This window comes from Nitrosospira sp. NpAV (assembly GCF_000832065.1).
Taxonomy (GTDB): domain Bacteria; phylum Pseudomonadota; class Gammaproteobacteria; order Burkholderiales; family Nitrosomonadaceae; genus Nitrosospira.
The window spans coordinates 168342-183321 of sequence record NZ_JXQM01000019.1; the positions used below are offsets into that span (position 1 = coordinate 168342).

Consider the following 14980-nt stretch of genomic DNA (forward strand, 5'->3'; position numbering starts at 1 on the left):
GCACCTTATCGCGCTGATTGCTATTTGGTTTAGGCGAAATGGCCCCTGCGTCAACTGCATGGGTATCTGCGTAGCCGACGCACCGGTGAGCAAGGTAAACAACCGTGCGGCGGACCCAGCGGAATTGGGTGCACCCCGGCGGAATGGTCTGGGTGGATGATATTCGGATAACTGCAATCCGACCAAGGATGGATCAACTGTATCGGCCTTTGTATAAACCGACAATAGCGAGACACCAGTCAATTGCGCCCCTCACCCGGAGAGTTCTTTCCGGAAACCACAGTGAGTAGCCGCGTAGTCCTTGTTGCCTAACTTATGGCTCTCCATGGGCGGCAGCTGATGAAAACGCTGGCGCACTCATGCAGCATCCAATGCACCGCCTGCGGCGGCGCCATAACCGGTCAGTGTACCAAAGCTCCCGAACCAGCCAGGAGAATCAGAATAAAGGCGCCCCAATAAATCAGGTTGTCCATGGCATTACCTTCCCGTGTAGTTTAGATAACGTCCTCATCATGATCCTCGTCAATTGTTACATCTGTTCGTTAGGCATGGATTGAAAAACTTTAAACGACCCGGAATGTCAAATCGAAAAACCCGTACTCAGACATGGGTATTTTTAGTGACATTTATTTATTTTGTACTAGTATGGAAGTGATATCCAAAGACGCGGGCACGGTGCAACCTGAACACAAACCGAGACCCGTCGCCAAACAAAAACGTCAGCTCACAGGAGGGGCTTAAATTCATCATAGGAGCCGAAAAAATGAGCAAATATGTCACCTATATACGGACTGACGAAGGCATAATCGAGCGCAAGCCCGCCGCTATCGTTACCCATTCCGATGAGTCGCTGGATCCCTACACACATGAAGAACCACTCGTGGGATGGCCTGAATCCAGAGTGTACTGGGCAAACAAGGTGGGGCCGAGCGTAGGCATCGCGCCCCTCAACTCCACGGCTTGACCAGGCGGCGGTCCTGATGTCAGGGAACCTTTGAATAACCCCCGGGTTCGGAGGTTCCCATCTCCCGCTTTTTCAAGCGGAGCCGTTGCATTATTTTGCGGCTTGGCATTTCTGGGGAAGCGCGGTGCGGCGAAAGGGGCTTTCATGCCGCATGAGCTGGCAGGTCGCGTGCAGCCGTTGTTCGTTCCGGGGCCACGGCGACCACCCATCACCCTAAAAATCAGGCGATGTCCCGCCCCAAAAGTTTCAGGAGAATTGCGCGGTGCGTACCCGACGCCGCGGAATGGTCTTTCCCCCCACCCGTGGAGAAGCTGTTAGCTCACTCATGGGCTCATGGGGCGCTTTCCTCCGCTGGGCGCGCTTGAGCATCTTGGTTGTGCTGATTTCCAGCCAATCATCAAACTGATCAGGGTTATAGTCCGATAAATCGTATTTCTGCTTTCTCATCGTCTGCTCCTTGAAGCAAGAATCGGCAAAAAGACTGGGATGGATATGATTTCCGCCGTCACCGTTATCCACATAAATTCACATTTTTATCGTTGGAAAGTGTGAGCGCGAAACTCAACGTCCCGCGGCAGATTCTCTGCTGTTCTCCATACGCGATCTGTTCGGTTCCCCACTTAAGGAGGTTTTTCCTGTTTGTCTTTCGCTCGGTGGTACTGGCCGGTATTCCATCGGACTCGGAATGGCGGCGAGGATGCTTGGTGAGTCAATGATGCATTGTGCTGGAGCCGATAACCAACCTATGAGGCGCCGAGCAGGGCGCAAACCCGATGTAAGGATCGCCATCAATTCTCGACAAGGCGATCAAAATAGATTGAGGAAGAAAACGCTTTCGAATGAGAGACAGTAGGAAGCCCGGTGAAGATCACCGGGCTAAGACATCTATCAAGGGGGTAATAGATGACAGTCGGTATCTCCAGAATAGGGAATAGCCGCCTGAACAAATAATCTCACAATGAGATTGCATTTTTGTGACAAGAAACCCACTGACCGCAAATGGAGTTATAGGTTTGCGTTCATGACTCTGCTTTCATAGCCTTTATTCGAGTTCCACTATATGAAGAACGGGGCCACCCCATTCTTTAGTCAGGTTTATTCCCTCGCGAGGGCATCCGGTCGCCAGCGCCTGGACTAAGCGAGCCTGATCTTCAGGATCGTAACGCCCGCACATTTCCGCGAGCATTATTCGAAGCTTTAGTGGATCTAAAGTCGCGTGCACGTCTTCGGGACCGCGCTCTTCATGGAATGACAGAATATAAACTTTCAATTTCTAAAGTACATGCCAATAAATTCCGCCAAGCAGCAGGTTCGGAGTTGCGCATTTCTCACTCTATAGAACATTTCTATCAGCCCGTCAGATTAAAATCATCCAATTCGGCGGAAGCGATCAATATGACAATTAAATATCGCCGCTCCGCTGCCAGACTGGTACTCTCTCTTTTCGTTCATGCACATGACTAATCAGGATTTTGTCTTAGAAGATGTGCTCTTTACGCCAGCCCTGAGAATTACCGATGGCTGTGCCCTCCACCAGCGTAGTACACCGCCTCTCCCACCCGTGTCAGATGTCTATCCGGACGGGGCTATTCTTAATATAGTAGCACGGACAATGCAGAGCTCCCAGGCGGCAAAGGTGTAGGGGTGCGCGCGGATTAAATGGTATCAAGAGCTGTCGTAAAATCACTCATAGCATCCTCCAGATTTTTGAAAAAATAAAGGCCATGCCAGCCTTTGCGGGCAGCAAGCCAGTAATAGACCGATTGAAATTAAGGAAATGTGCCGTCCCTGCTGCCGACAGCAACATCGATCGAATACATGTGGAATTGAGGAAAAACGAATGTACGCCGGGATTCCACGAGGTTCTGTTCGCTACTTCACATACGCCCTCGCCTGCCCACTTGCAGATACATAATAGGTTAAATGGCCGCCAGTCCGAATATGATCGCGCGGTCATTGTCCCAATTCATTCGCATCTTAACCAACCACACGGGGAGAATCGACCACAGAGAGAATGGGCAGATGCTCGCGCTTGAACAAACTGACGAGCCCGCCCCATTACTGCGGAGAATTGAGGAACTCGAACGAGAAAAATCAAATATTGAGGATTGCCTGAACCGGCTGAATGACGAGGGCTTTACAAACCAAGGAGGGGGCGGTAAAAAAATCAGATGCAAGAAAATGCTTGGTGCGCTCGCAGAGGATATGGCCTCGCTTGACCATGAGCATCTAAAAGATTTCCTGCGAAGCAGGATCGGGCGCTTGGCGCTGAATCCCGTCACTCGTATCAGCGAAATCCTCTCCCGGATACAAAGTGGGTAAAGCTGGCGTCCCCAGGGGGATTCGAACCCCCGTACTCACCGTGAAAGGGTGATGTCCTAGGCCTCTAGACGATGGGGACTAAAGGACTTTTTGAAACGGTTTACGGCCGGATTGCCTCTATTGCCGGAACTTGGTGGAGGTAAGCGGGATCGAACCGCTGACCTCTTGCATGCCATGCAAGCGCTCTCCCAGCTGAGCTATACCCCCGGCTATACCCCGACAAAAGGAAGGCGAATTATACTGAGGCGCCTCTTGCCAGTCAATGGATTAGCGGCGTATGCCAGGAATGCCTGCTCAAGCGGAAAAACCATCCAGCCGCTCATCCATGCGCCGGAGGGTTTCCTCCCTGCCGAGCAATTCCAGCACCGCGTTGATGGAGGGCGTCTGCGCTTCGCCTGTCACCATCACCCGTAGCGGCATGGCCACTTTGGGCATCTTCAACCCATGCGCCGTGGCGGCGGCCTTGATCGCATCGTGAATGGCGTGGCTATCCCACTCGATAACGGCGAGTTTCTCCTTCAGATGCACAATCGCCGGTTGCACCTCAGCGGTGAAATGTTGAGCTTTCAGTTCCCCGGAAGGTTCCAGAAAACGGTAGAAATAGACGGCGGCATCGGCCAGTTCTGCCACGGTATTGACTCTTTCCTTGAGAAGATTCGTCACTTGCGCCAGATCGGGGCCCCCAGCAATATCGCAGCCATCCGTTTCAAGGAATGGCGTTACCAGTTTTGCAAGGCGCGTATCGTCGGCGGCCTTCAGATACTGCTGATTGAGCCATTGCAACTTCTCCGGGTTGAATTTCGCCGGCGAACGGTTGATAGCTGATAAATCGAACCATTCGACCAGCTGCTCGCGGCTGAATACTTCCTCATCGCCATGCGACCAGCCAAGACGAGCCAGATAATTCATCAACGCTTCGGGCAGATAGCCATCGTCCCGATATTGCACCACCGAAACCGCGCCGTGACGCTTGGAAAGCCGTTCGCCATCCGCGCCCAGTATCATCGGCACATGCGCGTATTGCGGCAGCGGCGCGCCCAACGCCTTGAGGATGTTGATCTGGCGCGGCGTATTGTTGACATGGTCATCGCCGCGAATCACGTGGGTAATGTTCATATCCAGATCATCGATCATTACGCCAAAATTATAAGTGGGCACTCCATCGGCGCGCAGCAGCACCAGATCGTCCATCTCGCTGTTGGCAACGGTAATTTCCCCCTTGACCAGATCTGTGAATGTGACTGCCCCATCCAGCGGATTTTTTAGGCGCACCACCGGCTTTACCCCAGTGGGCGGTGTTTGTTTCGAATCGCGCCAGCGTCCGTCGTATCGGGGCTTCAGCCCCGCCGCGCGCTGCTGCTCGCGCATCGCATCCAGCTCTTCCTTGCTGGCGTAGCAGTAATATGCACTCCCCGCTCGCAACAACTGCTCCGCCACCTCGTGATAGCGCGCCAGCCGCTGCATCTGGTAAAACGGACCCTCATCGTAATCCAGCCCCAGCCAGGCCATCCCATCGAGTATCGCCTGCGTGGATTGCGCGGTGGAGCGTTCAAGATCGGTATCCTCGATCCGCAGAATGAATTTGCCGCCGTGCTTGCGGGCGTAAGCCCAGGAAAACAGCGCAGTGCGCGCGCCGCCGATGTGAAGATAGCCGGTGGGGCTGGGAGCGAAACGGGTACGGACCATGGCGATGCCGAGTTTGGCGATTGGAAAGGACGCTATTTTACGCGATATTCGTGACCACCTTTGATAATCGTTGGGCCGGCTCATGATAGGAGCATCGTCTTCCAGCGAAAGCGGCAATCCATGCTTTTTCCAAACGATGTTATGGCCTGTTCAATAGCACGTTCCGCGCGTTGACCAGAAGCGAGGATTCATGCTCTAATTGCGCCTCCCCAAGCGGTTATCCATCGGCTAACCCAATGGGCGGTTAACTCAGCGGTAGAGTGCCACCTTCACACGGTGGAAGTCACTGGTTCGATCCCAGTACCGCCCACCAAATCAAGATTTCAGCAGATATCAGGACGTATGAGCTATAGGGGCGGCTATTTGGGGGTGTTTACTGTACTGATAAGAAGGAAGTATCGGGGCTGGTGTCGGTGCTGTGCAAGTGCTGAACGTGGTCATTGGGTAAAGAACTTAGCACGCGACTCGAACGCGAGGAAGGGAGCTTGACGAAGAACTCTTCCGGTCCAGTAGAACGATGGAAACAAATGATGGCAACGAAAAAGCCCTTAAATCGGCTTCCTCGTTCCCTCCATGAATATCCACACTAAGCCTCTGGTGTACCTCAGTCCAATAAGCATAGCATTCAAACTCTGTAAAATTACCTGCTCGCCTTCGTATGCATATGTATCGTCAAACCAAAACGCAAAATCCCATCCTTTCAGTATTCAGAGCGACATGACTACAGACATTGAAAGTAAGAGACTCCACCCTAAAGCATTTCTCTCCTATGCCTGGGAAAGTAATGAACTTCGCGAATGGGTAAGAGATCTCGCAACGCGGCTGCGCTCCGATGGTATCGATGTCATGCTCGATCAATGGTCACTACACCCCGGCGACGAACTGCCGCAGTTCATGGAAAACGCTGTCCGCGACAACGACTATGTGCTGATAATCTGTACACCCTACTACGCAGAACGCTCTAACCAGAGGCGGGGCGGCGTAGGATACGAAGGTGACATCATGACTGCTGAGGTTTTAAACACCCGAAACAAGCACAAGTTCATTCCACTATTTCGTGCCGGTGATCACTGGGAAGCGGCTTCTCCTACATGGTTGCAAGGGGCATATCGCATAGATTTTCGCGGTGATCCTTATTCCGATGAACAATACTACGACCTGCTCACCACCCTCCACGGCAAACGAGCGGTTGCTCCGCCGATGGGCCCGAAACCGGTGTTTGTCAAGAAAATGAATAGGCAACCAACTACCTCGGCACAACCGTTCGAGCCCATCACGATTATGGGAGTCGTTGTAGACGAGGTAACGGTGCCACAGAACGATGGGACGCCGGGGAGTGCCCTATATCGGATACCCTTCCAGCTCTCCCAACGTCCGTCTTATGAATGGTCCAAAATCTTTATCGAGAAATGGAATCATCCTTCAAGCTACACCACAATGCATCGACCCGGCATCGCCAACATCAGCGATGACAGGGTTTATCTGGATGGAACAACCTTGGAAGAGGTGGAGAAGTATCATCGCAACACGCTCAAGCTCGCTCTAAAGGAGACGAACCAATTCCTTGCCGCGCAGGAGCAAGATAAGCGTATTAAGAATGAGCGAGAGCGGCAACGCCTTGAGGAACACCAGCAGACTGTCCGTGACCTATCGAACCGTATCAGCTTCAACGATTAAAAATCCCGACAGACCGGTTCAAAAAAGTGAAGGGAGTGAAGCGGGTAAATAAGGATGAAATATGCCTTTATTCGCTCAACACTAAATAAAGCTCTGGTACTACTATATATCAGCCCTCCGGGTCTTTTAATTTCATCCTTATAATCCTATTATTACATCCGGTGGATCCGGACCGTAGCCCAAAAACATTTGCTAAAACAAAATGGATGCCGAGAAAATTAATAAAGCAGTCTTGTCTTTGGTGACAGAAAATAACGCTGATGTAATTCTATATAGCGGCCCTATTTCGAGGCCATTCGTCGACAAAGTTATAGAAACTCGCAACAAGAATCAGCGGCGCGAGAATGTAATTCTGATTCTGTGCACATTTGGCGGAGATCCAGCTGCTGGTTATAGGATCGCTCGATTTTTACAACAGAACTATAAACGATTTATAGTTTGGATTGACGGCCCGTGCAAGAGCGCTGGAACATTGATAACCATGGGGGCCCATGAGATCGTCATGAGCGATCATGGTGAAATGGGACCGCTAGATATTCAAGTAGGAAAAAAAGATGAGTTATGGGAAACAGATTCAGGATTAACCGTATTAAGTGCAATTAAAGCCTTGGAAGAAAAGTCATTCGAGTTATTTGAATCTTGTTTTTTAAGTCTAAAAGGTAGAAGCGGCGGCCGGATCACGTTGAGAACTGCTACAAAATTAGCTACTAAGCTAGCTATAGGCACAGTTTCACCTATCGTAGCCCAAATTGATCCTATGCATGTAGGTGAGGTAACCAGGGCCATGAACATAGGCCTCGAATATGGTAAGCGCTTGACGAAGGATGCAAATAACTCCAAGCCCGACACTCTACAAAAGCTTATTAACTCTTATCCATCTCATGATTTTGTAATCGATAGACATGAAACGAAAGATATGTTCGCTAATGTTAGAGAACCAACAGACAGGGAAGGGGAGCTTATTGCAATATTAAGCCCGTTTGCGCGTCTTCCACTACAGGAAACAACTGTTTTTTACCTATCCGAACCACTAAAAGAGGACGAGATACATGAAAATTATAACGAAGGAGACAATCCAGGAGGATCAGTGGCTTGCGACCAAGCAGTTGCAGCAACTCCTGAGTCTGATACAGAAGAAGGAATGCGAGCAGAAGGCGGTTCAATCTAGCCTAACTTTTCATGTGAGCGGTTTGCCGAGACTGAAATCTAAGGAAACACACAGCGCCCTCATTATCAAGTTTTTGAAGCAACAAGGCAGCAAGATCAACACTGTGAATATCGAGTAATTGAATAAAACCCGCTTCGGCGGGTTTTTAGTCCATACACCCCATAGTAAAATCGCAGCAAGTATGTGTTGCGGGTTTTGCTCCCTCTTGCAGCGTAGTGCACCGCTCCCGGCCTAGGCAACTGCGCCGGGTTTTTTAATTCCCTCCCCTACCCTCACCCGGGAACCCTGGGGACAATAGGAAGGGATATAAGAAGGGTAGCAGCAAATGAATGACGGTATGTTGTTAATACTTCTAGATACTATTGCTATTCTTACAGTTACTTAACCAATAAATTCGATCCCAGTACACCAAATAAGTCCACGGATATGATCCGCCTCGCGCCGGCAATCCGGCATCTAATGCTCCTTGATTTTAAGAAAGCATATGCTATAAAAAATGGTAGCGTAAGGTGACATATTCGATTCAATTGGCGCTGACCGGACTTACTTACTGTCGAAGTTCGCGCTCATGAAAAGGAGATGATTGATGACATCCGGGAAATTAACTTCACTTCAGCTTGGCGACAGGCTGATCATAAGCGAGGCCGCGCAGGATTTGCGTCGCGTACTTGATTTTGAAGCCATATTGGTGGAGACGATCAAGACTTATGACGAAGACCTGCTTGAGAGCCGCGATCAACTGGCCCGCATTCTTGCTCGCGAGGCGGATAGGGTATTTGGAAAAGCGGAGGATGCAAATCTCCGCGCCGGTCCATACTTGTCCCGTTTCTCAGATGAGATCAGCGAGTACATCAAGAAATCATGCAAGAACAAGAATTTGAGTAAGGAACTGCGAGATTCTCTTGAGCGATGGCACCGCCAGCATCCTGATTTGGGGGGTCATATCGCTGATCTTCCAAAAGCGGTCAACTCAATAATATCCCAGTATCGGGAAATTACTGACAAGGCGCTAACTGATTTCGTGGCTGGTAAGCCACCCACCGTTCAACTCACCTGCGAGGGTTCTACAGGTGGCTGCGCAATACTCGGGTTCTTGGTTGGGGCGGCTGCCGCTACTAGAAACATCCCGGCAGCAGCTGTGGGCGTAGTGGCAATCGGCTGGTGTTGCGGTTAATGGCACGGCTCGCAACCTTCTCGGGTCCCGGCACCCGGGTTTCACCCCCTTTTCCGGCCTACCATGGCGGTTGAATGCTTCTTGCAGCATATCGGGCGCATCGATCAATTACTCTAATTCGCTTTCGCTGTTTCATACCCTGTAACTTCTTACAGCTATCCCTCCCGTCGATTGTCATGCTTAATAAGCATGGCGGCACTCGCGAAATCGAGTGGCGATAAACCATTTTTCCATTTGTCGATTTTACTTCCCGTGCTTCCAGGGGGCCAGGGCAATCATCCATGCGCGTATGTTTTATTTCCCATTCCGCCGGGCGGTACGGTGCCGAATTAGCCTTACTCGAGCTGCTGCAGGGACTACTTTGCTCAGGTGTTGAAGTCCTGGTGCTGGTCCCAAAGAAGGGGCCGCTTCTCGACGAGCTTGAGCGCCTGGATATTGAATGGCGGATCATCGGCTATCCCGTTTGGATGTCTCGCCCCAAATGGCTTCCTTCCCGCGTGATGCGCCTGCTGAAGACGGCACTTATGAGCGTCCGGGTAGCCTGGATAATTAGAAAATGGAAGGCGGATGTCGTCTACACCAATACCGTCGTGATCGGAGTCGGTGCGCTGGCCGCGCAGCTGATACGCATACCTCACGTCTGGCATTCGCACGAATCCTTGAAGCATAATCCCAGCCAGAAATTCGATCTGGGCGATCAGACAACCTCTTATCTCCTGAACCGCCTCTCGGCTGCGATTATTGTGACATCCCGTTCCGTCGAGAACGACTATAAGCATCTCCCTGATCCGGACAAAATCCGTGTCGTCTACCAGTCCGTTACCCCGCGCGCCAATTCCCGCTCACCTGAACCGATCCCGAAGCGGATTTTTTTCCAGTGCATCATCATCGGATCGCTGCATCCATGGAAAGGACAGGACCAAGCCATCTCCGCGCTTGCGCAATTAGCAGGCAGGAACATCAATGCGCATTTGCTGCTGGTGGGGGATGATGGAAAGCGCTACCGCAAGCAATTGGTGCAGCACGCGGAAAATCTCGGCATGACGCAGCGCGTAACGTTTCACGGCTATGCTGCGGACCCCCTGCCTCTTATCCAGAACGCGGATGTGGTACTCGTATGCTCCCGCTGGGAGGCTTTCGGCCGCGTCGCGGTGGAAGCGATGCTCGCGGGGAAGCCCGTGATAGGAAGCGCGAGAGGAGCCACCACGGAAATCATTCAGCATAGACAAACAGGCCTTCTCTACGAGTGGGAAAACATAGAGGATCTCGCGAAACAGATACAGTTCTTGCACGATAATCCGGAGGAAGCCCATCGGATCGGACAGGCCGCTCAACGATGGGCAGCGAACCGGTTTACTCAGGACCGATATGCGCGGGAAATCCTTGGGATTTTGTCAGAGGTGGCGCCAAACTCATCAGGTACCGCAATACAGCGTTCTTCCATTGATGAACCGGTTATGTCTTGCATGCCCGGGATAGAGAATCCAGCGGAAGTATCTGCCCAAGAAGCCACTTTTAAACATAGGCACATGCCCGGGCATCACAGTGGCTCCTGAGCTACTCCAGTTAACCTAATCCGATCGCCTGATCACCGGCGTCTTATGACCGCCTGAAAGGGAGTATTTCATGGACGCGAGATATGCTTTGATGATTGCCCGGTAGGGTTTCGGCACGAGACTTTTATATAGCACGACTATATTTTGTCTGACCCCGCCCCATAACCGGTAACGCAACATAAAATAAAAAAAATTTTCGGGAAGATGCTTCCAGACTTGATAACGGTTTAAGAGCAGGTCGCTCAATCCTATTCTTAAAGCATGAGGCAGCAGGATTTCCGGCGGATAGCGAATGTCAAAGGGATAGGGCTGCTCCAGCGTTGCGCCTGTCAAAAAGTGCGTGCGGATTATCCTGGCCGGATCGTCGCCGAAATAACGCGGGTGAGCAAGCCATAAGTTCGGCCTCATATCGGCCTCAAAGAAATAGAGATTCCCATCAATATTGGAGCGAATGGAACTGATATTCACGAAACCGTGCGCTCCCAAGGCTCTACCCAGCAACCCAAGATCATCAAAAACCTTTTGCTCCAATTGGGAAAGCTGTACGTAACGCCTGACCATGGTTGGACCAAATCTATACTTATATTTTTCCTGGAGAGAATAGGCAAAATGAATGAGCCTTCCATTCTGATAAAAAGCTTCCATGGATACCTCGACGCCTTGTACCTTCCTTTGTACCAGAACGGGATAAGCCTTGACTCTCCCTATCGCATCCTCCAGATCGCCAGGATCCGAGCTTTCGAATATCCCGGTGCCTCCCGAAGCGGAATCAAGCTTGATGAATAAAGGGTAACCCAATTCTCTTGCAGCATCCCTTAGTCCGTTTTCATCGTTGGCGATCCGGAAATCAGGCGTAAGCAGTCCATTTTTCCTAAAAACCTGGGATAAGCCGATTTTTGAGAAGACATGCGCAAGATGTTCCTTTGAGGTAACGGGAAGCAATGCCAACTTTTCATCGGTGGAAAGATCGGAATGCAATATTTTTCCCAAGGTGGGATCATCTCCGATCACGACGAGAGAGTATTCCTTTTTTATCTTTTCCGAAGCGATTTTCAAAAGAACATCATTCTGTTTTGCAAGAAAATAATCTCTTATCGACTTATTTCTTTTAAAAAGGGGATTGATCGAAATTACGTCAACGGTAAATCCCGTTCGTGTTAGTAAATTCAGTGCGGTCATCATCAACTCTGGCCACGCGCCACCTATCAAAAGAGCCTCGAGCTTATGCATTTTAGTTGTCGCGTTTCCAGATTGAAGCGTCATGATTGGAAGCCGTCACCGAGCCGCCAGGAGAAGAATTACTTTGAGGATCTGATACTCGGCATCAAGTAAAAAATCGGAACTGTTTTCGATTCTAGCCTTTTTCGTGCGCCCGACAAGCTGTAGATTCCTACAGCTATTTTTCTTTTGAATTTTGCTGTTGGCCGGTGGCGAATGCCTGATAACAGCTTAGAGGAAGGAGTTCTACGTGGCCACGCACGACAAATCAGGCCTTGCATGAGACCCGTCAGTGATCACTTGGGATCCAAGGTTTGCTGCCGACGACAACCGTATGATTCACGCCACAATCGGCAACACGTTCTTCGATACCATGATGACAGTCGCCGGCGTTTGACCAATCAGCATAGCCAGTGGGCGCCCGCCGGGAAAAACGAGATCATTTAGCCTGACCCTCGAAATAAGCAGTGGCGTCAAGGAGCGGCTTGGGGTCACCGCCCTGGCGCGCCACCATCGCCGCCGTCTCCCTATAATGCTTAGCCAGAGATCCTGCCTGCCGGGTGTACAGCGGTTCCCGGGCCTTTGATTTCTCGTCGTTTTCCTTGCGGATCTTCTTTCTCGTCATCTCATCATCGGCTGGTTGAAGTATCGCATTACCCTTTTCTTTATCGAGTGACGATTTCGCAGCGCCTACTGGGGCCGCATATGCCAGCTCCGACGCACCAGCGCCAGTCGTTACTGTCATGGCAACAATCAGCAGGGCAAGTATGATCCCGGTCGAGTGAATGCGGTGTTCCATCTAAAAATTCTCCTAATCGTTATGCATTGCCAAAAAGATTGGGGAGAGGCAGATGCTCACTGAGCCAGCCCCCGGTCGACTGGAAATGCCGTGGAGTTGGTACCCACAGAAATCCGGCCGATAAATTGGCCCCCGTACAAGTCTCCGCCCGAGAGTCCCGTAACGAGCAGATTGGGTACGGCCTTGTCTGCCGATAGCGTAACCTGATTGATCGTGCGATTCCATGTCGCTTGAATAGCCGCGGATTTAGTGCTGAGGCTTTCCTGCGTATAGTCGCCAATCAGATAATAGGGATAATTCTTGACCGGCAGGTTAAACAGCCGCTCGTATTCCGTGAAGACAGCATTCAACCAGTCAAACTGGAGCGTATTACCGCTCTCATCATATTTGGCCAGGTTCGACTGATGGAAAAAATGCGGCCACTTATTGAAGGTCAGCATGTGCCGCAATGCGATATCGGCTTCAGCCACGAGAATTTCCGCATAATTCCGGGGGGTGCAAAGCGCTTCCGGTATTTCACATGGATTTTGCCCGGTACTTACAAATCGCCAGTGAAACAGATAGTTGTATTCATCTTCCAACTGGAGGGGATTCGTCACATTATAGAAAATATTGGCGGGCCAGCGTGGCAACGCCAGCCGATCCTTCTGGCTGCCATCGTCATACTGGGCGATATACCGCTCGACATTCTGCGCCCGCTGCGATGAATCGAAGGCAAGATAGTCCACGCCAGCCTTGGCTGCGGCCTGAAGAAACAGCGGATTGGCCCCACCCTCGTCAAATGGCACATCGTCAGCCTGGACATTGAACATCTCCGGATGCATGGCGATATCATCGGTGCATTTGGGATCTTTCAGGCCGGAGTGTTTGCCGCTTACGAGCACCCGGCTGTTCTGGCTCTCCTCGGGAAGACCCAAAAGCTCCCAGACTTGCCGGTTCCTGATAATTTCCGCCTGGATGGCCTCTATAGTGGTAAAGGCGGCGTAATCACAACGCGCATCAGCCGTGGCTGGCGCCTTATGCATGTCTGCATGCGTATAGGTGTGGTTGATGAAACGGAAATGCATTTTGTTGGCAACCACCGCCGCTACCAGGTCTTCCGTCAAGTTTGCAGCCAATGTCGTCGCTTGGGGATCTATCACCGCCCCGGATCCGTTGAATGCGAAATCCAGCTTAAAGGTACCGGCTGCCGGATGCGCGGCACGAAAGGCGGTCTGTTTGCTCACCGCATTGTTGATATCCTCGCCTTTCAACCGATAAGTATTGGCAGGATTATTTCTCTTGAGGGTGGGATCCCATAGACTATTGGCAAGAAACAAATCGTCCGAATGGGCAGCCATATGAACATGGCGCGCGCCAATGAACACCCCTTGCGTCACCCAGTTGACGAACTCGTAGGCAAGAACATTTGAATGGACGAGGAAGGGGGCATGAGTAATCGTCGAAATCATAACCTCGCGTACCGGTGTTGCCCGGGAAGGCATCATGTATCGTACGATCGATACCAATGCTTCACCATTCTGGGTTTTCAGCAGCGGCTCAACACGCGGGATGGAACCGTCCCGCAGGCCATTGGCATCATTTCGAGGAGTGGCGGCGAAGGCAAAGTCCGTAATCGGAAGTGGATGAGTCCGGTTCACATATTCAAAAACTTCCTTGCTGTACGCGCCAGGCACTGTCCACTGCGCAACATAGTCGGTTGAACTGGACGAATAGACAAGGCCATAATCCAGGTAGACTCCATAAGGAGCCTCCGGATCGCGGTAAGTGCCCGGCCATCCTGACAGTACCGCTTGACGGACGCCAAAGCCTTTCTGGTAATCATGCAGAATGTCCCATTGCGCCGGCGTGAAGCGCGGAGTCAGGTCGGCGTCTGTCAGGATGATGCCATTATAGTTACCTATACAACCCGCATCCTCTGTCTTGCAGGCAACTCCGGCGGAAGTAGAGGCGAGCATTGCAGCCGTTAAATCCTGGATACCGGTATTTAATACATCATAGGGCACTCCCATTTGCTCAAGGACTGGCTTGATGTAGGCGAACCCCAGATCTTCCGCTACCTCTCCTGTCGTGACGACCAATATTCTAAGTTTGACGGCATCATCGGCAAACGCGGGCGACGCCACGGCAATTAAAGTAAGCCAAATTGTCATTGAAGCAAGCAACGAGCGTTTCATGTTCGAGTTCTTTTCATGAAATAACATTTCCTTTCTGCAAACATATGAACGTCAAGGCAGCAAATATCCCTAGATGGCGTAAGGGGCATCCCTGAAGGATGCGATCAGGACAACCCCCAACCATTTTCATGCGACTTAATCTCTCACGATAACTTTCCGCCTATAACGTTTAGCCTCTGCAGAAGGATGACCGGAAAATCGATCATTGCAATAATTTATTGCTTTCAGGGTCAGGCAAA

The 14980-nt window shown here is 51.1% G+C and carries 10 protein-coding genes and 3 tRNA genes; 6 read left to right on the forward strand and 7 right to left on the reverse strand.

Going from position 1 to position 14980, the window contains the following annotated elements; all coding sequences use genetic code 11:
• Window positions 1-763: 763 nt before the first annotated feature.
• Window positions 764-964, forward strand: coding sequence for a hypothetical protein (locus SQ11_RS11910; protein ID WP_041514373.1), 201 nt, complete (start codon window positions 764-766; stop codon window positions 962-964).
• Between the two features lie 246 nt (window positions 965-1210).
• Here SQ11_RS11910 and SQ11_RS11915 read toward each other — a convergent pair whose 3' ends face one another.
• From SQ11_RS11915 to gltX, 4 genes are all read right to left on the reverse strand, one after another.
• Window positions 1211-1411, reverse strand: a complete 201-nt coding sequence (locus SQ11_RS11915; RefSeq protein ID WP_041514374.1) for a hypothetical protein — start codon at window positions 1409-1411, stop codon at window positions 1211-1213.
• A 1878-nt stretch (window positions 1412-3289) separates the two neighbouring features.
• Window positions 3290-3365: transfer RNA gene (locus SQ11_RS11930), tRNA-Glu, on the reverse strand.
• A gap of 52 nt (window positions 3366-3417) precedes the next feature.
• A tRNA-Ala gene (locus SQ11_RS11935) sits at window positions 3418-3493 on the reverse strand.
• An 87-nt stretch (window positions 3494-3580) separates the two neighbouring features.
• Window positions 3581-4972, reverse strand: a complete 1392-nt coding sequence (gene gltX, locus SQ11_RS11940) for a glutamate--tRNA ligase (RefSeq protein WP_041514488.1) — start codon at window positions 4970-4972, stop codon at window positions 3581-3583.
• A 238-nt stretch (window positions 4973-5210) separates the two neighbouring features.
• Here gltX and SQ11_RS11945 point away from each other — a divergent pair.
• The 5 genes from SQ11_RS11945 (at window position 5211) to SQ11_RS11965 (ending at window position 10547) form a co-directional block, all read left to right on the forward strand.
• Window positions 5211-5285: transfer RNA gene (locus SQ11_RS11945), tRNA-Val, on the forward strand.
• Between the two features lie 404 nt (window positions 5286-5689).
• Entirely contained in the window at window positions 5690-6649 is a 960-nt protein-coding gene (locus SQ11_RS11950; protein ID WP_041514377.1) for a toll/interleukin-1 receptor domain-containing protein, read from the forward strand.
• A gap of 202 nt (window positions 6650-6851) precedes the next feature.
• Entirely contained in the window at window positions 6852-7817 is a 966-nt protein-coding gene (locus SQ11_RS11955) for a hypothetical protein (RefSeq protein WP_052494209.1), read from the forward strand.
• Between the two features lie 586 nt (window positions 7818-8403).
• Window positions 8404-8991, forward strand: a complete 588-nt coding sequence (locus SQ11_RS11960) for a hypothetical protein (protein WP_041514378.1) — start codon at window positions 8404-8406, stop codon at window positions 8989-8991.
• A gap of 281 nt (window positions 8992-9272) precedes the next feature.
• Window positions 9273-10547 carry a glycosyltransferase family 4 protein gene (locus tag SQ11_RS11965; protein ID WP_041514379.1) on the forward strand — a complete coding sequence of 425 codons (1275 nt, stop codon included), beginning with the start codon at window positions 9273-9275 and terminating at the stop codon, window positions 10545-10547.
• Between the two features lie 15 nt (window positions 10548-10562).
• On the opposite strand, the gene SQ11_RS11970 is transcribed toward SQ11_RS11965, so the two are convergent.
• The 3 genes from SQ11_RS11970 to SQ11_RS11980 all read right to left on the reverse strand — a co-directional run bounded on the left by SQ11_RS11970 (window position 10563) and on the right by SQ11_RS11980 (window position 14741).
• Window positions 10563-11777: an ATP-grasp domain-containing protein gene (locus SQ11_RS11970; RefSeq protein ID WP_041514380.1), complete on the reverse strand. Its 1215-nt coding sequence runs from the start codon at window positions 11775-11777 to the stop codon at window positions 10563-10565.
• Between the two features lie 427 nt (window positions 11778-12204).
• Window positions 12205-12564, reverse strand: a complete 360-nt coding sequence (locus SQ11_RS11975) for a hypothetical protein (protein ID WP_041514381.1) — start codon at window positions 12562-12564, stop codon at window positions 12205-12207.
• Between the two features lie 56 nt (window positions 12565-12620).
• Window positions 12621-14741 (reverse strand): hypothetical protein, encoded by a 2121-nt coding sequence (locus SQ11_RS11980; protein WP_041514490.1) that lies wholly within the window; start codon window positions 14739-14741, stop codon window positions 12621-12623.
• Between the last annotated feature and the right edge of the window lie 239 nt (window positions 14742-14980).

Coding starts and splice junctions, on each gene's coding strand:
- SQ11_RS11960 (WP_041514378.1), top strand. CDS start 8,404: ATGACATCCGGGAAATTAACTTCACTTCAGCTTGGCGACAGGCTGATC.
- SQ11_RS11950 (WP_041514377.1), top strand. CDS start 5,690: ATGACTACAGACATTGAAAGTAAGAGACTCCACCCTAAAGCATTTCTC.
- SQ11_RS11970 (WP_041514380.1), bottom strand. CDS start 11,777: ATGCATAAGCTCGAGGCTCTTTTGATAGGTGGCGCGTGGCCAGAGTTG.
- SQ11_RS11955 (WP_052494209.1), top strand. CDS start 6,852: ATGGATGCCGAGAAAATTAATAAAGCAGTCTTGTCTTTGGTGACAGAA.
- SQ11_RS11910 (WP_041514373.1), top strand. CDS start 764: ATGAGCAAATATGTCACCTATATACGGACTGACGAAGGCATAATCGAG.
- gltX (WP_041514488.1), bottom strand. CDS start 4,972: ATGGTCCGTACCCGTTTCGCTCCCAGCCCCACCGGCTATCTTCACATC.
- SQ11_RS11980 (WP_041514490.1), bottom strand. CDS start 14,741: ATGAAACGCTCGTTGCTTGCTTCAATGACAATTTGGCTTACTTTAATT.
- SQ11_RS11975 (WP_041514381.1), bottom strand. CDS start 12,564: ATGGAACACCGCATTCACTCGACCGGGATCATACTTGCCCTGCTGATT.
- SQ11_RS11965 (WP_041514379.1), top strand. CDS start 9,273: ATGCGCGTATGTTTTATTTCCCATTCCGCCGGGCGGTACGGTGCCGAA.
- SQ11_RS11915 (WP_041514374.1), bottom strand. CDS start 1,411: ATGAGAAAGCAGAAATACGATTTATCGGACTATAACCCTGATCAGTTT.